Source organism: Enterococcus sp. DIV0901a (assembly GCF_051711525.1).
Classification (GTDB): Bacteria; Bacillota; Bacilli; order Lactobacillales; family Enterococcaceae; genus Enterococcus_B; species Enterococcus_B faecium.
Genome location: NZ_JBIOMW010000001.1, coordinates 1,455,176 through 1,478,445, shown reverse-complemented (window position 1 = coordinate 1,478,445; position 23,270 = coordinate 1,455,176). Strand labels below are relative to the sequence as shown.

The following is a 23,270-nucleotide window of genomic DNA, read 5'->3' as shown; positions in this document are numbered from 1 at the left end:
ATATAATAAAGGAGCACCGTATCATGTGTTGAAGGAGGAAAAGCATGTCTTTACAATTTATTCTTGGAAACGGGAAAAAAGATCACCGTCAAGTCTTGATCGACGAAGCATCCGCTTGGCTCGACCAGGATGCAAGTAACCAAGTATTTTTCCTTGTTCCCAACTACAGCAAATTCGAACAGGAACAAGAAATTTTAGCGGAGATGCGAAGAAGAAGCGGAAAAAAAGCTTTCAGCACAACAAACGTTCAAGTATTTAGTTTTTATCGTCTGGCTTGGTATTTGCTGCAACAGACAACTCTTCTTACAGGAAATGAATTATCAGAATCAGGATCTGCAATGATCTTGCGACAGATTTTAGAAAAAAATGAGGAAGAATTAACAATCTTTCGCGGAGAAATCAATAAAAGAGGGTTTATTCGTCAATTACAAGAACTCTACAGTGAATTGCGTACAGGAAATATTCAACCAGAAGACCTGATGCTTTTATTTGGTGATTCACCTAATGCAGAAGACCAGCAACTTAAAATGAAAGACTTGAAGCTGATTTTTTCAGCTTATGACAGCGAATTGACTCAACGTGCACTAACAAATGAAGATGCACTATCTATACTAGCAAATTATATGCAGACACAAGATTTCAACAACATCAAATTTATTGTCAGTGGTTTTTCTCGAATCAATGGTCAAGAGTATCAATTACTGCAGGCAATGATGGAAAAGGGGCAATTGGTTGTCGATTTATTGCTGGATCGTCCTTATACAGCGGATCTTCCAGAAGTACTTACGCTCTTTCATGAGACTGGAAAGCTTTATTTCCGTCTTTTTCAAAGTGCAAGAGAACGGAAAGTCCCTATATTAGTGGACCGATTTGCACCAGAGCAGACTCGTCCGACAGAGCTTCAACTGCTGCAAACAATGTGGGAAGAGACATCTAGCCAAAAGAAAGCGGCAGTACACAAATTAGGGGGACAAGAGTATCTCCATTTGTGGGAAGCTGAAAATCCAACTGAAGAAGTCCGACAATTAGCTGTTGAAATCAGACGACTAGTCAGTGAAGAAAACTACCGTTATCGTGATATCCAAGTGCTGACAAAAAATATGTCTTTATATGGAAATATCCTTCGGCCGATCTTTCAAGAAATGGCAATTCCTTTTTATATCGATGAAGAACAAATGATGGAAAATCATCCGCTGATCGAATGGATCAACAGTCTGTTCGCTCTTGACCGCTATTCTTATCGGCTAAGTGACATTATGCGTTTTTTCAAAACTGAATTATTTCTGTCGACGGAAGCAGAAACCGAACTTGATGAATGGAAACAAGAGCGAGATGAATTCAGGAAAAAACTGGACATCACTGAAAATGTAGCACTTGCTTACAATTATCAAGGAACTTATTGGACTCGTGAAAAAGACTGGCAGTTTGTGGCGTATGATTTTGAAGCAGAACAGATTGAAGACGTACAGTATTTGGAAGAACAGTCAAATACGATTAGACGATTATTTCAGAAAGCTGTACCAGTATTTTTGAAAAAAATAAAGAAAAGCAAAACAGGACAAGAGGCCGCAAATGTTTTTTATCAATTTTTGATCCAAAGTGGCGTACAGCAACAATTATTGTTTTGGCGTAATCAGGAAGTAGACAGAGGAAACTTAGAAGCGGCAAGAAACCATGAGCAGACATGGGGAGCGCTGATTGATCTGTTGGATGAATATGTAGTAATTTATGGTGAATCGGCTTTTGACTGGTCACTGTTCCAAGAAATCATTACGAGTGGTCTAGAAAATCTAAGTTATGGTAAAATCCCTACCGCAATCGACCAAGTGCGAATCAATCGTTTGGAATTAGTTCGACCAAATCAAGCTGCCGTCACTTTTGCATTAGGGTTGAATGATCAAGTGTTTCCAGACCGAAAAGAGACAAAAGGATTGTTGTCCAGTGAAGAACGAGAAGTATTAAATCAGGCCTTGCCAGATGGACAGTTTTTATTCGACCCATCAAAGGAAAGTATCTCTTTTGAGCCTTTCCAAGCCTATCTTGTTTTTCTTTCCGGAACAGATCGATTATATCTTAGTTATGCACAAAGCTATGACACAGATGGCTCGCTGAAGATGTCTCCTTATTTGCGTAGAATCACAGAATATTTATCTGTTCCCGTCGAGAGAAAAGAGCATTTGACGATCGAAAGCGACCCTAATTGTTATGTAGGGACTTACAGAAGCGGAATCAATACAGTCAATAGGATTTATCGATTAGCTTTAGATGAAAAAAAACCTGTACCAAAGCACTGGCAAAAGCTCAAAGAATTAGTACTGAATTCGTCATGGCGAAATTTTGCTTTACAGATTTTTGAAAGTCAGGAACATTTAAATGTTCCTGTTTCGATGCCAGAAAAAATGGCGGAAGAGCTTTATGGAAAAGAAATTTATACTTCAATTTCACGTATGGAGAATTTTTATAATTGTGAATACAAATACTTCATGCAATTTGGTTTGAAATTGAAAGAACGAACTGTTTATGGTCTAACTCCAGCAGCAACTGGTGATTTTTATCATGAATCATTGGATCGTTTCTTCAAGCTACTGTTTTCAAACCAATTATCCTTAGTGAATATGTCCGATACGCAGCGTAGAGACTTTACTGAAAAAGTGCTGCAGGAAGTATTCGGAGAACTTCGGTTTGAGATATTGGATAGTTCTGCAAGAATGAACTATATCCGCTACCAGTTAGGACAGACGATTCAAAAAGTGGCATGGGCTTTGCAAAAACAGAGCAAAAATACAGGCATGCATCCTCTTCAGACAGAGATTCTATTTGGTCAGATTGCTGGAGCAAAAGGTATCACAGGTCTGGAATTACCGTTGAGTAATGGTGGAAAACTCCATGTTCGAGGGAAAATCGATCGAATCGATGTAGCTTCTGAACAAGAAGATACTTGGCTAAGCGTCGTTGATTACAAATCTAGCGGACGTTCATTCGATGTCACAGAAGCTTATTATGGCATGGCTATGCAATTATTGACGTATCTGGACGTAGCATTGATGGATGCGGTACGTTTGACTGGAAAGGCGGCTGTTAAACCAGCAGGATCATATTATTTACATGTTCATAATCCTGTATTGACGGAGACAGATGATGTAGAGAAGAATACATTGAAAAAATTTAGTTATGATGGCGTTTTTGTCGATGATCCCGCTCTTTTAGAAGTACTAGATCATTCACTGGAAGCAAAAGAACAATCACTGATCTATCCAGTGAAAAAAAATGCGAAAGATGAATACCAAAAAGGTAGTTTCAGTAAAGACAAATTTTTCACGGAAGAAGAACTGCAACTATTCATGGCGCATAATCGGGAAAATATGCGGTTAGCTGGAGATGCGATTACTTCCGGAGAAATCAAACTAAATCCAGCTTATAAAGATAAACAGCGGATTGCCTGCGAATTTTGTCCATTCAGAAGCATCTGTACGTTTGATGTGATGCTGAAAGAAAATAATTACCACCGTCTGGAGAAAATAGATAAGGAAGAAGCACTGCGTAGAATATTGAAAAGGAGTGAAGAAGAGTGAATCAAATTCCTTTAAAACCGCAAAATGAACGATTCACAGATGATCAGTGGCAAGCGATTTTTGATCAAGGAGATAATCTATTAGTCTCTGCGTCTGCCGGATCAGGTAAAACTACAGTGCTTGTTCGAAGAGTGATTGAAAAACTAAAAATGGGTTTTGATATCGATGAATTATTGATTGTGACATTTACTGAAGCTGCCGCAAGAGAAATGAAAGAAAGAATTCAAGAGGCATTACAAGAAGTCGTCAATAGCGAAAGTGACCCTGTACGTAGACAGCATTTTACTAAGCAGTTAGTTTTATTGCCCACAGCGAATATCTCAACCTTACATGCTTTTTGCCTGACAGTTATTCGACGTTATTATTACTTAATTGATATTGATCCAGTCTTTCGTATGTTAACAGATGAAACAGAAACGATCTTGATGAAGGAGGATGTGTGGGATGAGCTGAGAGAAGCACTTTATGCAGAAAATGATGAACGATTTTTCCAATTAACAATGAATTTTTCTAATGATCGTTCAGATGACGGCTTGACGAATCTGGTGTTTTCTCTTTATGAGTTTGCCCGTGCCAACCCTGACCCCCAAAAATGGCTAGAACAGTTAAGCGATAATTATCGTTTGCCTGAGGGGCTAGCGAAATCTCGATTATATCAAGAACAAATCCGTCCTTTAGTTTTGGCAGATATATACCAATGTGTACAATTATATGAACAGATGACTCAGTTAGCACAAGGTGAAGGATTAGAAAAAATGCATGAGCAAGTAGCTGGAGAACAACAGCAGATCAAGAATATCTATGAAGCGTTCTCGCAAGATCGGTTAGAAGAAGCTTATGCTGGTTTGGAACAACTAACTTTTTCAACTTTTAAGAGCAGTCGGAAAGCAGAATTGAAAGAAATTTCCAATGAAGTCAAGGGCATGAGGGATAAAGCAAAAAAACTGATTCAGCAGATAAGTAAAAGTTATTTTCCTGTTTCCCCAAGCCAAATGGAAGAATTAACGGACAAAGCACTACCGTTAGTCGAAGAAATGACAAAAGTCACGCAAAGCTTCATGGACGGTTTCAGTATGCGTAAACGGGAAAAAGGTGTGCTGGATTTCAATGATCTGGAACATTTAGCGTTGCAGATTCTCACAGAAAAAACGAAAGATGCATGGCTGCCAAGTGAAGCTTCAAAACATTATCGAAAAAAATTCAAAGAAGTAATGGTAGATGAATATCAAGACGTGAACCAATTACAAGAAGCCATTTTATACTGGCTAAGAGAACCTGATGATACAAAAGGAAATATGTTCATGGTTGGGGATGTCAAACAATCCATCTATTCTTTCCGTTTAGCAGATCCTAGTTTATTTATCGGGAAATACGAGAATTTCTCAAAGAAAGAAGGCGGACGTCGAATCGTTTTGGCTGAGAACTTCCGCTCTAGAAAAGAAGTCCTTTCTTTTACGAATCTTATTTTTGAACAACTAATGGATCCAGCAGTGGGTCAAATCAATTATGACGAAGCAGCCAAACTGATCCAAGGATTTTCAGACTTTCCAGAGAATGAACAGTTTGAGCCGGAAATCATGATCTATGAAAAAGAACAGGAAGAATCAGAGATTGAGATTCCGACGGATGATATACTGGAAGACAAAACAGAAGGCGAACTTTTTATGACAGGACTAAAAATTCGTCAATTAATTGATTCCTCCTTTATGATTTATGATAAAAAATCAAAAAAAAGTCGTCCGATAGAGTACAAAGACATTGTTCTCTTGACACCTACAAAGAAGAACAACTTAACGATTTTAGAGATTTTCAAAACATTGGATATTCCATTAGAGATGAATGATGCTCAAAACTATTTTCAAGCGACAGAAATTCGCACGATGATCTCGCTGCTACAATTAATCGATAATCCCTATCAAGATATTCCGCTTACGGCTGTATTGCGCTCGCCGATCGTGGGTCTGATTGAACCAGAATTAGCCAGCATTCGATTAGCTGACCGTGCACATACTTACTATGATGCTGTGCTTGCTTATCAAGCATCAAACGAAGATGAATTAGCAGCTAAGCTGGAACATTTTGGCAAGCAACTAGAGCATTGGCGAGAACTTGCTCGCCGTTCTTCGATCACTGACTTGTTATGGGATATCTATTATGAGACGGGATATCTAGAGTATGTGGTCGGTCTGCCAGCAGGGGCACAGAGACAAGCCAATCTTTATGCATTGGTTGATCGTGCCAAAGCTTACGAGCAAAGTTCTTTCAGAGGATTATACCAGTTTGTGCGTTTCATTGAAAAAATGCAAGAAAAAGATAAAGACTTAGCAGAACCAGTCATTTCAATAGAAGATAATGCTGTTCGCGTTATGACGATCCATGCAAGTAAAGGCTTGGAATTCCCAGTTGTATTTTTGTTAGATATGACAAAGGAGTTCAACTTACAAGACTTGCGCAATCGGTATGCTTTTGAAGAAAAACTTGGAGCAGGAATTCGCTATATGGATCCTGAAACACGAGTGTTATATGATACGTTACCGTTTCAAGCCATCAAATTGGCAAAGCAAAACAAATTGTTGTCGGAAGAAATGCGTAAATTGTATGTAGGATTGACTCGGGCAGAACAAAAGCTTTTCATTGTCGGTTCCTATAAAAATAAAGAGCAAATGATCCAAACGTGGTCTGAAGCAGCTGATCATGAGGAGTTGGTTTTTGATCCTGCGCTACGTTTGAAGGGCAGAAGCAGCTTAATGAATTGGATTGGTTACGGATTGATCCGTCATCCTGAAATGCAGAAATACTTAGAGGAAGAAATTTCGACTTCTCTTCTTCAACATTCAAATGCACAGTTTTCTATTTCATGGATGAATCAGCAATCGATCATTGAACAAAGACAGTTGCTTGCTGAAAAAGAACTGGTTAACTTAGATCAGCAGATGAAAGAAGATGAAACTTTATTAGCAGATTCGTTACAAAAACGTCTGGCATATGAATATCCTTATCAAGCTTCTTCACAAACCACAAGTTATCAATCTGTATCTGAAATCAAACGATTATTCGAAGATCCAGATGATACACAAGAATCACGTTTGACTCTGGAAAGCAGTCAGAACAAAGCAGCATCCCGTCAATTTCGTTATACGCAAGAACAACTAGCAGAACCAAAATTTTTGCAAAAAGATCGGCAAGTGTCGGCAGCTGCTGTTGGAACAGCTACCCATGCTTTACTGCAATTACTGCCATTAGAGATGCCAACTACAGAGAGTATCCATCAAAAATTACAGGAATTGGTAAGGAAACGGTTAGTAGACGAAAAAGTCGCGAAAAAAGTAGATGTTTCTTCTATTATATGGTTCTTTCAAACAGAACTTGGTCAACAGCTGATTGCCAACAAAGAAAACGTAAAACGAGAACAACCTTTTTCCATGCTGCTTCCTGCTGACGAAGTATTTCAAGACTATCCAAATCAAGAAGATGAACTATTAATCCACGGAATCGTCGATGGATACCTAGAAGAAAAAGATCATCTCAATATCTATGATTTTAAAACAGATTTTATTTTACATCCGGATGATCCAGCAGAAATAGATGCAATCGTCCAAAAATATCAAGGACAGCTAAGACTTTACCAACAAGCAATGTCAGAAGCTTTGAATAAGCCAGTAGAAAATGTTTTCCTAATTTTGCTTCGAGTGAAACAAATTATAAACATTAACAAATAATTATAATTGAGCAAACTTGACTTATGTTTTGTAAGGATTATGCTATACTCTGGGAAGAGGTGAGTATGATGGAGCTAACACAGACAGAATTCGTTTTATGCCCTAAATTTGAAAAAACATTCTCTATTTTAGGAAAAAAATGGAACGGATTGATTATCGATGTACTACTCGAAAACGGTCCGCAACGCTTTGTTGAGCTTGCGGCAAAAATCCCGATGGTCAGTGATCGAGTATTAGTCGAACGCTTGAAGGAATTAGAAAAAGAAGGAATAGTCACTCGAAACTTTGCCTGTAGCGAAAAGAGCCGTTCAGAATATCTCTTGACTGAAAAAGGAGCAGACTTGCAAAAAGCGATGCGTCAAATACAAGTTTGGAGCGAAAAATGGGTCACAGAGGAAGAATGCGGTTGATTTTGTAAAAAAAATCTTGTAAACTATAGTCCATACGAATAAGTAAAGAACGATGACGAAAAAGAGTAGTTTGGCTAAACCAGTTCAGGGAGATCTGTCGCAGACTGAAAGCAGATCCTGTGTTTGAAAAATGAAGTTCACTTTCCGAGTTCGTCTGATAAAATCAGACCGGCAATTGTCGTTAACGAAGTAAGAGTGCGGTGTAAGTCATTTATCCGCAAATTAGGATGGTAACGCGAAGACCTCGTTCCTTAACAGGAATGAGGTCTTTTTGTTTTGTATTTGGAATTTAAAGGAGGAACAAGCACATGTCTCTACAAGCACAATTAGAGAGCTTGAAAGAAGCAACGCTCGTCAAAATCACAGCGGCACAAGATTTAAATGAATTAAATCAAATACGTGTTGAAACGTTAGGAAAAAAAGGACCGATCACAGAAGTATTACGTGGGATGAAAGATCTAAGTCCAGAAGAGCGACCAAAAGTCGGAAGTTTCGCAAATGAGATCCGAGATCTTTTGACAGAAGAGATCGAGCGAAAAAAACAAGTATTAGAAGAAGAAGAGTTAAATGCAGCTTTGGCAAAAGAAACAATAGACGTGACACTACCTGGTAGAAAAGTAAAACATGGTACACGTCATATCGTGACACAAATCATGGAAGAAATTGAAGATATTTTTGTGGGTATGGGGTATCAGATCGTAGAAGGTTACGAAGTAGAGTCTGACCATTACAATTTCGAACGGATGAACCTGCCAAAAGACCATCCGGCAAGGGACATGCAAGATACTTTCTATATTTCAGACGAGATATTGATTCGGACACATACTTCACCAGTCCAAGCACGGACAATGGAAAAACATGATTTCTCTAAGGGTGCTCTACGAATGATCTCGCCAGGGAAAGTCTTCCGCAGAGATACAGATGATGCGACCCACAGTCATCAGTTCCATCAAATTGAAGGGCTAGTTGTTGATAAAAACATCACGATGGGCGACCTTAAAGGAACATTAGAAGTCGTAATGAAAAAAATGTTTGGGGAAGATCGTGAAATTCGTTTGCGTCCAAGTTATTTCCCATTTACGGAGCCATCAGTAGAAGTAGATGTCAGCTGTTTCAAATGTGGTGGTGCCGGTTGTAACGTATGTAAATACACTGGATGGATCGAGATTTTAGGAGCTGGCATGGTGCACCCGAATGTGTTGAAGATGTCAGGAATCGATCCAGAAGAATATTCAGGCTTTGCTTTCGGCCTTGGACCAGACCGCGTAGCTATGTTGCGGTATGGAGTGAATGATATCCGTAATTTCTATCAAAATGACTTACGTTTCTTAAGTCAGTTCAAGGGGGAGTAAGAAGATGTTAGTTTCATATAAATGGCTCAATCGTTATGTAGATTTATCGAATGTAACACCAAAAGAATTAGCGGATAAGATGTCTGTGACAGGAATCGAAGTAGAGGGAGTAACGGTTCCAGAAGAAGGCTTGAAAAAAATCGTTGTCGGTGAAGTCAAGGAATGCGTACCACATCCAGATTCTGATCACCTTTCTATTTGTCAAGTCGATATTGGCGAAGACGAGCTGTCTCAAATCGTTTGTGGAGCGCCTAATGTGAAGGTTGGAATCAAAGTGATTGTTGCACTTCCTAACTCACGTATCGCTGGTAATGTAAAAATCAAAAAAGGAAAAATGCGTGGCCAAGTATCAAATGGCATGATTTGCTCATTACAAGAAATTGGCTATTCAGATAGTGTTATACCGAAAGAATACGCTGAAGGTATCTATTATATGCCACAAGAAGCTGTAAATGGCGATCCAGTTTTTCCTTATTTGGATATGGATGATTCGATTATTGAATTGTCTATCACACCGAATCGTGCGGATGCATTGTCAATGCGTGGCGTAGCTTATGAAGTTGGGGCAATTTATCGTCAGACTCCTACATTCGATGACGAAAAGCTGATAGAATCCTCACGTCCTGCTAGCGATAAAATTCAAGTGGAAGTTGAAGATAAAGAAGCAGTTCCTGCTTATCAAATCAGAATCATTGAAGGAGTAAGAATCCAGCCAAGTCCTCAATGGCTGCAAAATCTTTTGATGAACGAAGGCATTCGTCCAATCAACAATGTAGTAGATGTGACGAACTATATTTTGCTTTTATTCGGACAACCACTACATGCATTTGACTACGACAAATTGAAATCAAAAGAGATCCTTGTCCGCCGTGCAAAAGAAAATGAAACATTAGTAACACTAGATGGAGAATCTCGGGAATTGACAACTGACAATCTCGTCATTACTAACGGCAAAGAACCAGTTGCTTTAGCTGGTGTCATGGGAGGGTTAGACTCAGAGATCACGAATGAAACAACAACAGTTGCACTAGAATCTGCTTTATTTGATCCAATTTCGATTCGTCGTACAGCAAAACAATTTAATTTGCGTAGTGAATCCTCTGCACGTTTTGAAAAAGGAATCAACCATGCGACTGTTGGAGAAGCCAGTGAGGTTGCTGCAGCAATGATCGTTTCTCTTGCGGGTGGGGAAGTTCTACAAGGTGCGGTCAAAGGTTCAGAGATCAAAGCAGAAGACGTATCAGTGAAGATTTCACTTGAACGCATCAATCAATATTTAGGAACATCTCTTGTCGTTAAAGAAGTAAATGAGATTTTTGAAGCACTTGGATTTAGCTATGAAGAAAAGGAGCATGTTTATTCCGTAGTAGTACCACCAAGACGCTGGGATATCCAAATCGAAGCAGATATTATCGAAGAAGTTGCTCGTATTTATGGATACGACCAGTTGCCATCTACACTTCCAAGTGGAGAAACGGTTGCTGGAAGCTTGTCAAAAGAACAAGAAACTACTCGTAAAATTCGTACGATCTTTGAAGGAAGCGGATTGAGCGAAGCAATCAGTTATGCATTGACAACAGAAGAAAAATCAAGACAGTTTGTTATAAAAGAAAGCAATATTACACGTTTGGACTGGCCAATGAGCGAAGAACGTTCTGTATTACGAATGAATTTGATCAGCGGACTATTAGATGATATCAGTTATAACACTGCTCGAAAAAATACAGAGATTGCTTTATATGAAATTGGGCGGGTATTCTTCCAAGAAAATGATCCGTGCACACATCTGCCGCAAGAAGTAAAACATGCAGCAATCGCTATTTCTGGTATTTGGGAAGAAAAAGATTGGCAGACGAAAGCTCAAAATGTAGACTTTTTCACCATCAAGGGTCTTTTAGAAAACTTATTTGAACAACTAGGCATCACTGAAGATGTCCATTATCAAACAGTGACAGAAATGAAGGAAATGCATCCTGGAAGAACTGCTGCGATTTACCTTGGCGAAAAATTTATTGGTTTTGTCGGTCAAGTGCATCCAACGATTGCAAAAAGTTATGATATTCCAGAAACATATGTTGCTGAGTTTGATTTATCTGCTGTAGTGGAAGCTGCTCAAAAAGGGATCGTTTTCGAAGCAGTGACAAAATTCCCAGCAGTCAGCCGGGACATCGCTTTGCTTGTAAAAGAAACTGTGACAAATCAGGAATTAACAGAAGTTATCCGTTCTGCTGCCGGAAGATTTTTAACAGATATCCAATTATTTGATGTCTATCAAGGAGAAAACATTGAAAAAGGACATAAATCCATGGCGTATAGCCTGACATTCGTCAACCCAGAAGCAACATTGACAGATGAAGAAATCAATAAAGGAATGGAAAAAGTCGAAAAAGCGTTGGTAGAAAACCTAGAGGCAAGTATTCGCTAAGAGGGAAAATATAGTAAGTAACAATCAAGTAGCTATTGAAGACCATACATTTGAAAAAGAGATGTGACGAAGTTGTGTCACATCTCTTTTTTTGATTTTAAAAAAGGAATAGCACAGAGACGAGATAAAAAAACAGGCCTTTACAGCCTGTTTTTTTAGAGTAAATGAATTAATGGAAGTAATTGATTCCCATTGCTGATTTTACTTCAGAAAGTGTTTGTGCAGCTACTTTAGCAGCTTCTTCACTACCTTTACGTAAGATTTCCATAACAGCTGAAGGATCTTTTTCCAATTCTTCTCGGCGCGCACGGATCGGTGCAAATTCAGCTTCCAATACATCAATGAGGTATCGTTTGATCTTTACATCACCAAGTCCGCCGCGGCGGTAATGAGCTTTCATTTCTTCAATTGCTTCTTTATCTGTTCCGAATACATCCAAGTAGGTGAAGACCATATTCCCTTCTACTTGTCCAGGATCTTGTACATGGATGTGGTTTGGATCAGTATACATACTCATGACTTTTTTCTGTAAGACATCGGCAGGATCGGAGATATAAATACCGTTTCCTAACGATTTACTCATTTTGCCATTTCCATCTATTCCAGGTAATCTACCCATTCCTTTTGGTGGGAATACGCCTTTTGGTTCTACCAAGACTTCACCATATGTATGATTGAAGCTTTGTACGATTTCCTGTGTCTGCTCTAGCATTGGTTTTTGATCCTCGCCAACAGGTACAAGATTCGCTTTGAATGCAGTGATATCTGCTGCTTGAGAAACAGGATAGATAAAGAATCCTGTAGGCACGCTTTCACCGAATTTTTTTTGTTCGATTTCTGTTTTGACAGTCGGATTGCGCCGAACGCGTCCTACGCTGACTAAGTTCAAATAATACATGGTTAATTCAGCTAATTCCGGAATTTGTGATTGGATAAATAAAGTAGATTTTGCAGGATCTAATCCCACGGCTAAATAGTCTAAAGCAACTTGCAAGACATTTGATGAAACCTTCTCAGGATTTTTAGCATTATCTGTCAGTGCTTGCATGTCAGCAATCATGACAAACAGTTGGTTGTCTTCATCTGCCTGCATAGCCACTCGGGTTTTTAGAGAACCGACGTAATGCCCTAAATGCAGCTTCCCAGTTGGTCGATCTCCCGTTAAAATAATATTTTTCAAAAAAGACACCTCTTTACGATTTGTAAGTCTGAGCACTTAATATCTTACCGTTTTTCCTGAAAAGAAACAACAGTTCCTAATGAAAAAACAAGGAAAGAGGATAAAATAACTAATAGATTAGAAATGGAAGAAATATTTATGGAAGAATAAACGTTCTAAGAAACTTTACAAATTACTAAACTATCAGATATAATGTATTTTATTATACATCTTTAAAAGAAATCTTACTAAATAATAATGGGAGTGTAATTCTATGGCAATGATTAAATTTGATCACGTGGATAAATATTATGGCAAGTTCCACGCATTAAAAAATATCAATCTCGAATTCGAGAAAGGAGAAGTTGTCGTTGTCATTGGTCCTTCTGGTTCAGGAAAGAGCACGATGCTTCGCTGTATCAATGGATTAGAGACGATTTCTTCAGGCAAGCTACTAATTAATGATACTGACTTGCATGATAAAAAGACAAAGTTGACAGAAGTCCGAAAGAATATCGGCATGGTTTTCCAGCATTTCAATTTGTATCCTAATAAAACCGTTCTGGAAAATATTACATTAGCACCAATCAAAGTGTTAAAGCAAGACCAGGCAACTGCAGTCAAAAACGCTGAGAAATTTCTGAAAACTGTCAATATGTTAGATAAGAAAGATTCTTATCCTTCCATGTTATCCGGGGGACAACAGCAACGGGTGGCAATCGCCAGAGGTTTAGCGATGAATCCTGAGATGCTGCTGTTTGATGAACCTACTTCTGCTTTGGATCCGGAAATGATTGGTGATGTATTAGACGTTATGAAAAAATTGGCTCATGACGGTATGTCAATGATTGTCGTGACACATGAAATGGGCTTTGCCAAAGAAGTGGCGGATCGTGTTATCTTCATGGCTGATGGAGAAGTATTGGAAGACAGCAGAAATGTGAGAGACTTTTTCGAAAATCCAAATGAAGTCCGAGCACAGCAATTTATCAGTAAAGTTATCAATCATTGATAGGAGGAAAAAGATGCGCAGGTTAAAAAAAATACGCCTGATTTTCCTTTTAGGCATTGCTTTTCTTGCACTAGCCGGATGTAAAGGAAATGGGTTGGCAAATGAAGATATTTTAGAGCGAAGCAAATCTACCAATGAAATCATCTGGGGTGTCAAGTATGATACTCGATTATTTGGAATGATGGATATTGAGAGCAGAACTGTACAAGGATTTGATGTAGATATTGCAAAAGCAATCACTAAAAAGATCCTTGGTGACAATGGAAAAACAGAATTTGTTGAAGTCACTTCTAAAACTCGGATTCCATTATTGAAAAACGGAAATATCGATGCAATTATTGCAACGATGACGATCACAGATGAACGAAAAAAACAGGTCGACTTTTCAGATGTCTATTTCGATGCTGGCCAAGCTTTGTTGGTAAAGAAGGGAAGTCAAATCAAAAGTGTAGATGATTTGAATGCTTCTACAACGGTTCTAGCAGTCAAAGGTTCTACATCGGCTGCGAATATCCGACAGCATGCACCAGATGCAAAAATTTTAGAATTAGAAAACTATGCAGAAGCATTCACTGCTTTACAATCTGGTCAGGGAGACGCGATGACTACAGATAATGCGATTTTGTTAGGGATTGCAGATGAAAATCCAGAGTATGAGTTAGTTGGTGGAACATTTACTAATGAGCCTTACGGGATTGCGATCAACAAAGGGCAAGAAAACTTCTTGAAAGCTGTTAACCAAGCGCTAGAGGAAATGCATGCAGATGGCACATACGATAAAATCTATCAAAAATGGTTTCCAAATGAAACTGAAGGAAAAGTAGAGTAAGGGGGAGAGGCAATGAGCGAATTGATACAGACTTATGGACCAATCTTTGTCGACGGGTTCAAGATCACATTGTTTTCGAGTGTCTTAGCACTTGTGTTTAGTTTGATTATCGGAACGTTAATGGCAATCTTCCAATTATCAAAGAATAAAGTAGTGAGCGCCTTAGCAAAGGCATATGTAGAATTTTTTAGAAACATTCCATTATTAATCATCGTGATGTTTTTTTATGTTGTCGTACCGATTTATTGGTTTAATCTAGATGGATTCCAAGCAGGTACGATTGGATTAACGATCTATACATCTGCTTTTATTGCTGAAACAGTACGTTCAGGGATTCAAACCGTACCAAAAGGTCAAACAGAAGCAGGACTATCTTCTGGCTTTACCTATTCAGAAATCATGCGTTATATTGTTTTACCGCAAGCATTCAAAATTGTTATTCCGCCATTAGGCAACCAATTTATCAACCTCGTGAAAAACTCATCTATTTTAGCAATCGTAGCTGGTTTAGATTTGATGTATCAAGGAGACTTGATCGCCAGTGAAACATTCAATACCTTCGATACGTATATCATCGTTGGGTTATTTTACTTAGTTATCACGCTACCGTTATCTTACTTAATGGTTTATCTTGAGAAAAAATGGGCGGTTCGTTCATAGAAGGAGGGGAAATACATGGATTTTAGCGGCGCTTTTTCATGGATGAATATCCGTTTTTTATTGGAAGGATTAAAGGTTACTGTTGAAGTTTCATTGTTTTCGATCATTTTTAGTTTCTTGATCGGTGGTCTGACAGGTGTGATTCGTTTTGCGAATATCCCTTTCTTTTCCAAAATCCTTGGTGTAGTGATTGACATTATACGGAATCTTCCATTATTATTGATCATTTTCTTCACTTACTTTGCCTTACCTCAAATCGGCATTCAGATGAACATCTTTTGGTCTGCTGTTGCAGCATTAACGATTTTTGAGTCAGCTATGTTGTCGGAAATTTTCCGAGCTGGACTCAATGCTGTTCCAAAAGGACAGATGGAAGCAGGATTATCAACGGGACTGACTTATGTAGAAACGATGCGAACGATCGTGTTACCGCAAGCATTTAAATCAATGATCCCGGCAATTGTGAGCCAATTGATTTCACTGATCAAAGATACTTCATTAGCAGTAATCATTTCTTTACCTGAACTTTCTCATCAGGCACGTATTATTTATGGACAGAACACCAATTATGTGCTTCCGATGTTCATCATCATGACACTTATGTACTTCGTGGTATGTTACGCGCTTTCTCTGCTTTCCGGTTACTTGGAAAAGAGACGGTACAGTTATTAATAGATGATTCTTTTAGCGGTTGTGGCAAACTAAAGTCACAACCGGCTTTTTTTCTTTAAAATTAGAAAAGCAGAGGTTTTGATTATTTTAAAAAAGGGAGAGCACTTGAAAAATCACGCTAAAAAGTACACAATAGGGAGGATAGAATTTATTGAAAAAAAGGATGATACGATTGACAGATAATCGCCCTATCGGATTTATTGATTCAGGTGTCGGTGGCTTGACTGTAGTAAAAGAAGCCCTGAAACAATTACCGAATGAAAATATTTTATTTGTAGGAGACACGGCACGCTGCCCATATGGCCCTAGACCCGCGGAACAGGTAATCCAGTATACTTGGGAAATGACGGATTATCTGGTGGATCAAGGAATCAAGATGCTGGTGATCGCCTGCAATACCGCAACTGCGGTGGCTTTAGAAGAAATCAAAGCTGCTCTTTCTATTCCAGTCATCGGTGTGATCCTTCCCGGTACTAGAGCGGCAGTAAAAAAAACACAAAATAAACAAGTTGGCATTATTGGTACGATTGGTACGGTAAAAAGTCGAGCTTATGAAAAAGCACTGAAAGAGAAAGTACCAGAATTGACTGTGACAAGTCTTGCTTGTCCAAAATTTGTTTCAGTTGTCGAAAGTAATGAATACCATTCATCGGTGGCGAAAAAAATCGTAGCAGAAACATTAGCTCCGTTAACGACTAAAAAAATCGATACATTGATTTTAGGATGCACCCATTATCCATTATTACGCCCCATCATTCAAAATGTAGTGGGTGAAAATGTTCAACTGATCGATTCTGGAGCAGAAACAGTAGGTGAAGTATCTATGCTGTTAGATTATTTCAATCTGAGCAATTCACCGCAAAATGGTCGGACATTATGCCAGTTTTATACAACTGGCTCTGCCAAACTTTTCGAGGAAATAGCTGAAGACTGGCTTGGAATCGGACACCTAAATGTAGATCATATTGAATTGGGAGGAAAATAAGGATGCGTCATGACGGGAGAAAAGCCCAAGAGCTTCGCAAACTGGAGCTTCAAACAAATGTTTTCAAATATCCAGAAGGATCGGTTGTGATCCGTTTTGGTGATACAACAGTTATTTGTTCTGCAACAATAGAAGATTCTGTTCCCCCTTTTTTGAGAGAAACAGGAACAGGATGGGTGACAGCAGAATATAGTATGCTGCCTCGAGCAACGAGTACGAGAAATCGTAGAGAAAGCAGCAAAGGAAAACTTTCTGGTAGAACAATGGAAATCCAGCGTCTTATTGGTCGTTCCTTGCGTGCAGTAGTAGACTTGGAAAAATTAGGAGAACGTAGTATCATCGTAGACTGCGATGTGATCCAAGCGGATGGCGGTACTAGAACAGCAAGTATCACTGGGGCGTTCGTGGCATTGAAATTAGCCATTGAAAAACTTTTAAGAGAAAAAGAATTGTCAGAAGATCCAATAAAAGAACATCTTGCTGCAGTTAGCGTAGGAATCTTGCCAGATGGGACTTGCGTCACAGATTTGGATTACCAAGAAGATTCCGCAGCACTTGTAGACATGAATCTAGTAATGACAGAATCTGGAAAATTCGTGGAGATTCAAGGAACTGGAGAAGAAGCAACGTTTGATGGTGAACAGTTGAATGAAATGCTCTTTTTTGGAAAAAACGCGATTGAAGATTTGATCAAAGAGCAAAAACATGCTTTGCTAACAGAGTTTGCTCAAAATGATGAGCGGATAGAAGAAACAAAAACAATCATCATTGCGACAAGAAATCCAGGAAAAGCAGAAGAGTTTCGAAATATGTTCAAAGAAGCGGGATATCATGTAAAAACATTACTTGACTATCCTGAATTGCCAGATGTGGAAGAAACTGGCAGCACATTTGAAGAAAATGCCCGATTAAAAGCAGAAACGATTGCACAATTGCTTGATCAGCCAGTCTTAGCAGATGATTCAGGTTTGAAAGTGGATGCTTTAGGCGGTATGCCAGGAATCTATTCTGCACGTTTTGCAGGGGAACAAAAAAGTGATGCGGGGAATAACGCCAAATTATTATATGAATTGACAGATGTGCCGGATGAAAAAAGAACAGCACAATTCCATTGTACATTAGTATTCGCGGCACCCAAAAAAGACAGCCTTGTAGTAGAAGCGGAATGGCCCGGTCGAGTAGCCCGTATACCATCTGGCGAAAATGGCTTTGGGTATGATCCTTTATTTATCCCAGAAGGTAAGAAACAAACAGCAGCAGAATTATCGAGCGAAGAAAAAAACAAGATCAGTCATCGGGCTCAAGCAATGAAAAAATTGAGTGCCGAGTGGAAACAATGGCTGGAAGGAGAGAGATAGATGCGGTATTTAGTAGTAAGTGATAATCATGGAGACAGAGATATCCTCGTTGACTTAGTAGATCGTTATCGTTCTGAAGTGGATATCTTTTTCCATTGTGGTGATTCGGAATTAGAAGCTTCTGACCCATTATGGGATACATTCCAAGTGGTTCAAGGTAATTGTGATTATGGACCAGGATTCGAACAGAAAAAAGTGATCCAAACTGGTCAGGATACAGTATTTATGACTCATGGTCATTTATCGAATGTCCGATTTGGTTTGACACAGTTAGCAATCGAAGCTCGAGCTGCAACTGCCGATATGGTGTTTTTTGGTCATACCCATCAAATAGGCTGTGAGATGGATCAGAAAATCCTGTTTTTGAATCCTGGTAGCATTTCTCAGCCTAGAGGCCCGATCCAAATCCCATCATATGCTCTTATCGAAAGTTTAGATGACCAAATTTCTGTTCAATACTATAACCGTGCCCATCAGGCAGTTGAAGAGTTGGCCTTTTCTTTTTCGAGAGAGCGCTGAATAAAAAAACTCTAATTTTTAATAAAAGTAAGCTTTATTTTATGAATTTTGCATCCGGTTTCGGTAAAATAGTAGTGTTGAATGAAATAGAAATGGAGGCCATCAGATGATTGGACCTATAGTAAGAGAAATGCTGCTGGAAAATCAGGAAACGTTTTTGATTCCTGCAGAAAATGTGGCAAATGTTATGTATCATCATCCATTGTCCCATGGTTTACTTGTGTTATCGAAGGTCGGTTATTCCAAAATTCCTGTATTAGGAAAAGATGATCACTTTGTAGGACTAGTAAGTTTATCAGATGTGGTCAATAAAATGATTGACTTGCAAACAATCAGCATGGACCCGTTAGAAGGACTAACGGTTGCTGATGTGACAGAAACAGATGTTCCGACAATTGATGAAAATTGGGAACTAGAAGAAGTACTCCATTTGTTAGTCGATTCGCCTTTTTTACCGGTTGTCACAGAAGATCGGATTTTCAAAGGAATCATTACAAGAAAAGAGCTGCTTAAAGCCGTAAACTTCATGGTGCATGAATTAGAACGTCGTAATATATTGTCTCCGAAAATCGAAGAATTAAAAGAACAAATCGATATCGTGAGCTAAAGAACGAGAAACTAAAAGATAATCAAAAAATAAGTAGAAAAAACAGCGTACCAGTTTTGACTTTATCTTGAAAAAGAGGCTGGGACAAAAGCGTTTAACTCCAAGAAGTAAGAAGGAATTCACGAAAATTACTTTTCAAATTTTTGTGAATTTCAGCTTATTTCCGAAGGAGTTGCTTCTGCTTCCGCCGTTTATACGTGTTTAGAGCGTGGGACAAAAGTGTTCTTTACTTTTGTCCCACGCTCTTTTTAGTGAGATTCGTTGCATCGTTTGTCCAAATTATTTTCCGACAGCAATTGGACTGTTCGGAATCGTGAAACCAGAAGCTGTCAATTCTTTGACATAGGAGCTCAAGAACTCTTCTTTTAAGGCATATTGTTTTCCGTTCAATGCGTAGCAGACCGTACGAATCGCAAAATTGCTGTTTCCAAGATCCACTAATCCAAAGATGGAAGGTTCAGTTTGAAGCTCTTCTTGGTATTTTTCAGCTAATGTATGATTTACTCGATCAATAATCTCATAGATTTTGTCATATCCTTCTTCAGGAACGATCCGGATATCTAAAAGTACTTGCATATTTGCACGAGAGAGATTGCTAATCGTGGTGATGTTTCGATTCGGGATGAAATGGACAGTACCATCCGTTGCTTTCAGCTGAAGGGTACGGATACCAACAGATACGACGGTTCCTTCAATCGTTAAGTTTGCTAGCTTGATGTAGTCCCCAACATCCATCTGTTGTTCCATGATAATAAAAAATCCGGTAATAACATCACTCATGAACCCTTGGGCACCAAGACCGATCGCCACACCTGCAATTCCGGCACCAGCCAAAAGTGATCCGATCGGCACACCGATAGCAGATAAAATTGCATAGATAAAAAAGAAACCAAGGGTATAATGAAAAATAGTATTTAAAAGACTATGTAAAGTCTTTAAGCGGCTCTCGTTTAGAATGGCTTTTTTAGAATACTGATTAAAAGACTTATCAATCAGATATTTTCCCACACGGTGAAGAATCCAAAAAAGGATGATCAAAAAAACCAGATATAAACTTTTTTGGATAAAGGCAGCCAAAATGGCGTCCCAATCAATCCCGTCCCAAAACCGCTGAAACGCATTTACTTTGCTGACAGCTTGATCTGTCAATGTCTCGCCAGAAGAGTCTGTCGTACCGGCAGTTGCTAATAATGAAAACATAAAATCCTCTTTTCTAAAATTTGATTCTTTCTGTATTGTACCAAGAAGTTTTCAAAAAAGGAAATAGCAAAAATAACTATAATGAAGGAAAAAAGCTGAAAATAAAATGACAAATAATATGGATAATGATAAAATGTGGAGAAAATAACGAAGGTGGTAAGTATATGCAAATCGATTGGAACAATCTAGGTTTTTCTTATATCAAAACTCCTTGGCGTTTTATTGCCAAATGGAAAGACGGACAATGGGAAGAAGGAGAATTGACAGAAGATAATTACCTGACGATTCATGAAGGCTCTCCAGCGCTTCATTATGGTCAGCAATGTTTTGAAGGTCTAAAAGCTTATCGTCGAAAAGACGGCAAGGTCAATCTCTTTCGACCTGAACAAAATAGTCGACGGATGAATCAAAGTGCTAGACGATTGCTGATGCCAATGGTCCCTGAAAAAATGTTCGTTGATGCTGTCAAGCAAGTAGTAAAAGCAAATGAAGATTTTGTGCCGCCCTATGGAACAGGCGCTACATTATACTTGCGCCCTTTACTGATTGGGGTCGGTGAAAACATTGGTGTCCATCCTGCTCCAGAATACTTATTTGTCGTCTTCTGTACGCCAGTAGGAGCGTATTTCAAAGGTGGGCTAAAACCAACGAATTTTATTGTATCTGATTACGATCGTGCTGCTCCTAAGGGAACAGGCGCAGCAAAAGTCGGCGGAAATTACGCAGCGAGTTTACTTCCAGGAACAGAAGCAAAAGAACTGGATTACTCAGATTGTGTTTATCTTGATCCAGCCACACACACGAAAATCGAAGAAGTAGGGGCAGCAAATTTCTTTGGGATTACGAAAGACGGAAAATTCATCACTCCGCAATCGCCCTCTATCTTACCAAGTATCACGAAATACTCTTTGCTGCAATTAGCCGAAGAGCGACTAGGACTTCAAGCAATAGAAGGAGATATTTTCATTGATGATCTAGATCAATTTGCAGAAGCTGGTGCATGTGGTACAGCGGCTGTTATTTCTCCAATCGGTGGGATTTATCACAATAACAATCTTCATGTATTTTATAGTGAAACGGAAGTAGGACCAGTAACAAAACGGTTGTATGATGAATTGACAGGTATTCAATTTGGAGACATAGAAGCACCAGAAGGCTGGATTGAAGTCGTGGAATAATTTCAAAGTAACGAGTTGAAAAAAACGTAAAAAAAAAAATCAGGAAGAGACTTTAAAAAGTTTTTTCCTGATTTTTATATGTTTTACTTTAAAGAATGCAACAAAAGTTTATGAAAGATGGACACCTTTGTCAACGTAGATAATATCACCGATGATTCCGCTGGAAAGAGGACTGATCAAGAAAGCACAAGCATTACCGACTTCTTCGATCGTTACACCTTGCTGATCAGGCGTACGAGATTCAGATAACTGGATCAGTTTTTGATAGTCCTTAACCCCTGTAACAGCTAATGTTTTGATTGCTCCAGCTGAAATACCATTGACTCGGATGCCTTTAGGTGAAAACTCAGCTGCCAAATAACGGATAGCTGCTTCAAGAGAAGCTTTCGCGATACCCATCATGTTATAATTCGGGATTGCGCGCTCTGAACCTAGATAAGTCATGCTAACGATTCCGCTATTTGGTGCAAGAAACGGTTGTGCGTATTTTGATACAGCAATTAAAGAGTAGCTGCTGATATCTTGAGCTAATTGATAGCCGTCTCTGGAAATATCAGACACATTTCCGGACAATTCTTCTTTGTTGGCGTAAGCAACTGCATGGACAAGGCCGTGGATCTCCCCAGCATATTCACCGATGGCATTCATTGCTTTTTCGATGCTTTCGTCGCTAGAAACATCACATTCTACAGTGAATGCTTCTTCGCCGACCAATTTGACTAATGATTTTTTCATTCGTTCATTTTGGTAAGTATAGATAATTTCTGCCCCTTGTTTCAACATTGCTTCAGCACAACCCCAAGCAATGCTTTTTTTGTTAGCGACGCCCATAATGACGATTTTTTTTCCTTCTAGAAATGACATAATGACTCTCCTTTGTTTCTGATAAAAATTTGATAGTCGTAAAAAATAGAGAATAATAGCTAAAATAACTTCTTGATTTCTTAATTATTAGTCAAAATGTTTTGATTGTCAAACTATTTTTTCTTAAATTAAAAAAAGATTGCTAAATATTTAGGAATATGATACTTTGATAGTCAAAGTAATGAAAATGGCAATTGCCTGAAAGAAGGAGTTTAATTATGTCTTACGTATTATCTGCTACTGAAGTAATGGACTTGATCCCTAATCGTTATCCTATTTGTTATATTGATTATGTAGATACTTTAGAACCAGGAAAAAAGATCGTTGCGACAAAAAATGTAACAATCAATGAAGATTTTTTCCAAGGTCACTTTCCTGACAATCCAGTGATGCCGGGTGCGTTGATTCTAGAAACACTGGCACAAGCAGGTTCGATACTTATCCTAAAATCAGAAGAGTTTCTAGGAAAAAGAGCTTATATCGGTGGGATCAATAAGGCCAAATTCCGTCAAAAAGTTGTTCCAGGAGATGTGCTGAAATGTCATTTTGAAATCACAAAAATGAAGGGATCAGTCGGTACAGCGTTATCTGCAGCATATGTAGATGATAAAAAAGTCTGTGAGTGCGAGTTCACGTTCATCGTCAACCAAAATGCTTGACTATAAAACCTGATATAGCAAAACAAAAGGAAGCTTACTTGCTTTTTATGTAAAAAGAAGACGCCTGAATCCTAGCATACGTTGTCATCT

General features: G+C 38.7%; 18 protein-coding genes and 1 other annotated feature. Of the genes, 15 read left to right on the top strand and 3 right to left on the bottom strand.

What is annotated here, in order from left to right; translation table 11 throughout:
• Positions 1-44: 44 nt before the first annotated feature.
• The 5 genes from IGL70_RS07035 to pheT all read left to right on the top strand — a co-directional run bounded on the left by IGL70_RS07035 (position 45) and on the right by pheT (position 11,478).
• A complete protein-coding gene (locus IGL70_RS07035) occupies positions 45-3,572 on the top strand; it encodes a PD-(D/E)XK nuclease family protein (protein WP_104873687.1) in 3,528 nt (1,175 codons plus the stop codon).
• Positions 3,569-7,291, top strand: a complete 3,723-nt coding sequence (gene addA, locus IGL70_RS07030; protein ID WP_104873688.1) for a helicase-exonuclease AddAB subunit AddA — start codon at positions 3,569-3,571, stop codon at positions 7,289-7,291. The genes IGL70_RS07035 and addA overlap by 4 nt, the downstream gene beginning before the upstream one ends.
• A gap of 68 nt (positions 7,292-7,359) precedes the next feature.
• A complete protein-coding gene (locus IGL70_RS07025; protein WP_002295781.1) occupies positions 7,360-7,701 on the top strand; it encodes a winged helix-turn-helix transcriptional regulator in 342 nt (113 codons plus the stop codon).
• A 43-nt stretch (positions 7,702-7,744) separates the two neighbouring features.
• Positions 7,745-7,956 (top strand) — a binding site (T-box leader).
• A 53-nt stretch (positions 7,957-8,009) separates the two neighbouring features.
• Positions 8,010-9,053 (top strand): phenylalanine--tRNA ligase subunit alpha, encoded by a 1,044-nt coding sequence (pheS, locus tag IGL70_RS07020; protein WP_104873689.1) that lies wholly within the window; start codon positions 8,010-8,012, stop codon positions 9,051-9,053.
• Positions 9,054-9,057: 4 nt separating this feature from the next.
• Positions 9,058-11,478: a phenylalanine--tRNA ligase subunit beta gene (gene pheT, locus IGL70_RS07015; protein ID WP_104873690.1), complete on the top strand. Its 2,421-nt coding sequence runs from the start codon at positions 9,058-9,060 to the stop codon at positions 11,476-11,478.
• Positions 11,479-11,647: 169 nt separating this feature from the next.
• Here the strand turns inward: pheT and trpS are convergent, their stop codons facing one another.
• Entirely contained in the window at positions 11,648-12,658 is a 1,011-nt protein-coding gene (gene trpS, locus IGL70_RS07010) for a tryptophan--tRNA ligase (protein WP_002288045.1), read from the bottom strand.
• 253 nt (positions 12,659-12,911) lie between these two features.
• On the opposite strand from trpS, the gene IGL70_RS07005 reads away from it, so the two are divergent.
• From IGL70_RS07005 to cbpB, 8 genes are all read left to right on the top strand, one after another.
• Positions 12,912-13,649, top strand: a complete 738-nt coding sequence (locus IGL70_RS07005; RefSeq protein WP_002288042.1) for an amino acid ABC transporter ATP-binding protein — start codon at positions 12,912-12,914, stop codon at positions 13,647-13,649.
• A gap of 13 nt (positions 13,650-13,662) precedes the next feature.
• A complete protein-coding gene (locus tag IGL70_RS07000; RefSeq protein ID WP_002288041.1) occupies positions 13,663-14,478 on the top strand; it encodes a transporter substrate-binding domain-containing protein in 816 nt (271 codons plus the stop codon).
• Between the two features lie 12 nt (positions 14,479-14,490).
• Positions 14,491-15,138: an amino acid ABC transporter permease gene (locus IGL70_RS06995; RefSeq protein ID WP_002288038.1), complete on the top strand. Its 648-nt coding sequence runs from the start codon at positions 14,491-14,493 to the stop codon at positions 15,136-15,138.
• Positions 15,139-15,153: 15 nt separating this feature from the next.
• The gene (locus IGL70_RS06990) at positions 15,154-15,810 is read left to right on the top strand and encodes an amino acid ABC transporter permease (RefSeq protein ID WP_002295785.1); all 657 of its coding nucleotides are present in this window, start codon (positions 15,154-15,156) and stop codon (positions 15,808-15,810) included.
• Between the two features lie 163 nt (positions 15,811-15,973).
• Positions 15,974-16,795 carry a glutamate racemase gene (gene racE, locus IGL70_RS06985; protein ID WP_033602723.1) on the top strand — a complete coding sequence of 274 codons (822 nt, stop codon included), beginning with the start codon at positions 15,974-15,976 and terminating at the stop codon, positions 16,793-16,795.
• A 2-nt stretch (positions 16,796-16,797) separates the two neighbouring features.
• Positions 16,798-18,153 (top strand): ribonuclease PH, encoded by a 1,356-nt coding sequence (gene rph / locus IGL70_RS06980; RefSeq protein ID WP_002319030.1) that lies wholly within the window; start codon positions 16,798-16,800, stop codon positions 18,151-18,153.
• The gene (locus IGL70_RS06975; protein WP_002288030.1) at positions 18,154-18,672 is read left to right on the top strand and encodes a metallophosphoesterase; all 519 of its coding nucleotides are present in this window, start codon (positions 18,154-18,156) and stop codon (positions 18,670-18,672) included.
• Between the two features lie 106 nt (positions 18,673-18,778).
• Positions 18,779-19,279 carry a cyclic-di-AMP-binding protein CbpB gene (cbpB, locus tag IGL70_RS06970; protein ID WP_002295789.1) on the top strand — a complete coding sequence of 167 codons (501 nt, stop codon included), beginning with the start codon at positions 18,779-18,781 and terminating at the stop codon, positions 19,277-19,279.
• Positions 19,280-19,558: 279 nt separating this feature from the next.
• Here the strand turns inward: cbpB and IGL70_RS06965 are convergent, their stop codons facing one another.
• On the bottom strand, positions 19,559-20,479 hold the full coding sequence (locus IGL70_RS06965) for a mechanosensitive ion channel family protein (RefSeq protein ID WP_002313813.1): 921 nt from the start codon (positions 20,477-20,479) through the stop codon (positions 19,559-19,561).
• Between the two features lie 125 nt (positions 20,480-20,604).
• Here IGL70_RS06965 and IGL70_RS06960 point away from each other — a divergent pair, with 125 nt between their 5' ends.
• Positions 20,605-21,657, top strand: a complete 1,053-nt coding sequence (locus tag IGL70_RS06960; protein ID WP_002321517.1) for a branched-chain amino acid aminotransferase — start codon at positions 20,605-20,607, stop codon at positions 21,655-21,657.
• A 108-nt stretch (positions 21,658-21,765) separates the two neighbouring features.
• On the opposite strand, the gene fabI is transcribed toward IGL70_RS06960, so the two are convergent.
• Complete coding sequence (gene fabI, locus IGL70_RS06955) at positions 21,766-22,521, bottom strand: enoyl-ACP reductase FabI (protein ID WP_002295795.1); 756 nt, start codon at positions 22,519-22,521, stop codon at positions 21,766-21,768.
• 218 nt (positions 22,522-22,739) lie between these two features.
• On the opposite strand from fabI, the gene fabZ reads away from it, so the two are divergent.
• Positions 22,740-23,180 carry a 3-hydroxyacyl-ACP dehydratase FabZ gene (gene fabZ / locus IGL70_RS06950; protein ID WP_002309395.1) on the top strand — a complete coding sequence of 147 codons (441 nt, stop codon included), beginning with the start codon at positions 22,740-22,742 and terminating at the stop codon, positions 23,178-23,180.
• Positions 23,181-23,270 lie beyond the last annotated feature (90 nt).

Coding starts and splice junctions, on each gene's coding strand:
- IGL70_RS07000 (WP_002288041.1), top strand. CDS start 13,663: ATGCGCAGGTTAAAAAAAATACGCCTGATTTTCCTTTTAGGCATTGCT.
- IGL70_RS07025 (WP_002295781.1), top strand. CDS start 7,360: ATGGAGCTAACACAGACAGAATTCGTTTTATGCCCTAAATTTGAAAAA.
- IGL70_RS06990 (WP_002295785.1), top strand. CDS start 15,154: ATGGATTTTAGCGGCGCTTTTTCATGGATGAATATCCGTTTTTTATTG.
- pheT (WP_104873690.1), top strand. CDS start 9,058: ATGTTAGTTTCATATAAATGGCTCAATCGTTATGTAGATTTATCGAAT.
- IGL70_RS07005 (WP_002288042.1), top strand. CDS start 12,912: ATGGCAATGATTAAATTTGATCACGTGGATAAATATTATGGCAAGTTC.
- fabZ (WP_002309395.1), top strand. CDS start 22,740: ATGTCTTACGTATTATCTGCTACTGAAGTAATGGACTTGATCCCTAAT.
- racE (WP_033602723.1), top strand. CDS start 15,974: ATGATACGATTGACAGATAATCGCCCTATCGGATTTATTGATTCAGGT.
- cbpB (WP_002295789.1), top strand. CDS start 18,779: ATGATTGGACCTATAGTAAGAGAAATGCTGCTGGAAAATCAGGAAACG.
- pheS (WP_104873689.1), top strand. CDS start 8,010: ATGTCTCTACAAGCACAATTAGAGAGCTTGAAAGAAGCAACGCTCGTC.
- IGL70_RS06965 (WP_002313813.1), bottom strand. CDS start 20,479: ATGTTTTCATTATTAGCAACTGCCGGTACGACAGACTCTTCTGGCGAG.
- IGL70_RS06975 (WP_002288030.1), top strand. CDS start 18,154: ATGCGGTATTTAGTAGTAAGTGATAATCATGGAGACAGAGATATCCTC.
- IGL70_RS06960 (WP_002321517.1), top strand. CDS start 20,605: ATGATAAAATGTGGAGAAAATAACGAAGGTGGTAAGTATATGCAAATC.
- IGL70_RS06995 (WP_002288038.1), top strand. CDS start 14,491: ATGAGCGAATTGATACAGACTTATGGACCAATCTTTGTCGACGGGTTC.
- IGL70_RS07035 (WP_104873687.1), top strand. CDS start 45: ATGTCTTTACAATTTATTCTTGGAAACGGGAAAAAAGATCACCGTCAA.
- fabI (WP_002295795.1), bottom strand. CDS start 22,521: ATGTCATTTCTAGAAGGAAAAAAAATCGTCATTATGGGCGTCGCTAAC.
- rph (WP_002319030.1), top strand. CDS start 16,798: ATGCGTCATGACGGGAGAAAAGCCCAAGAGCTTCGCAAACTGGAGCTT.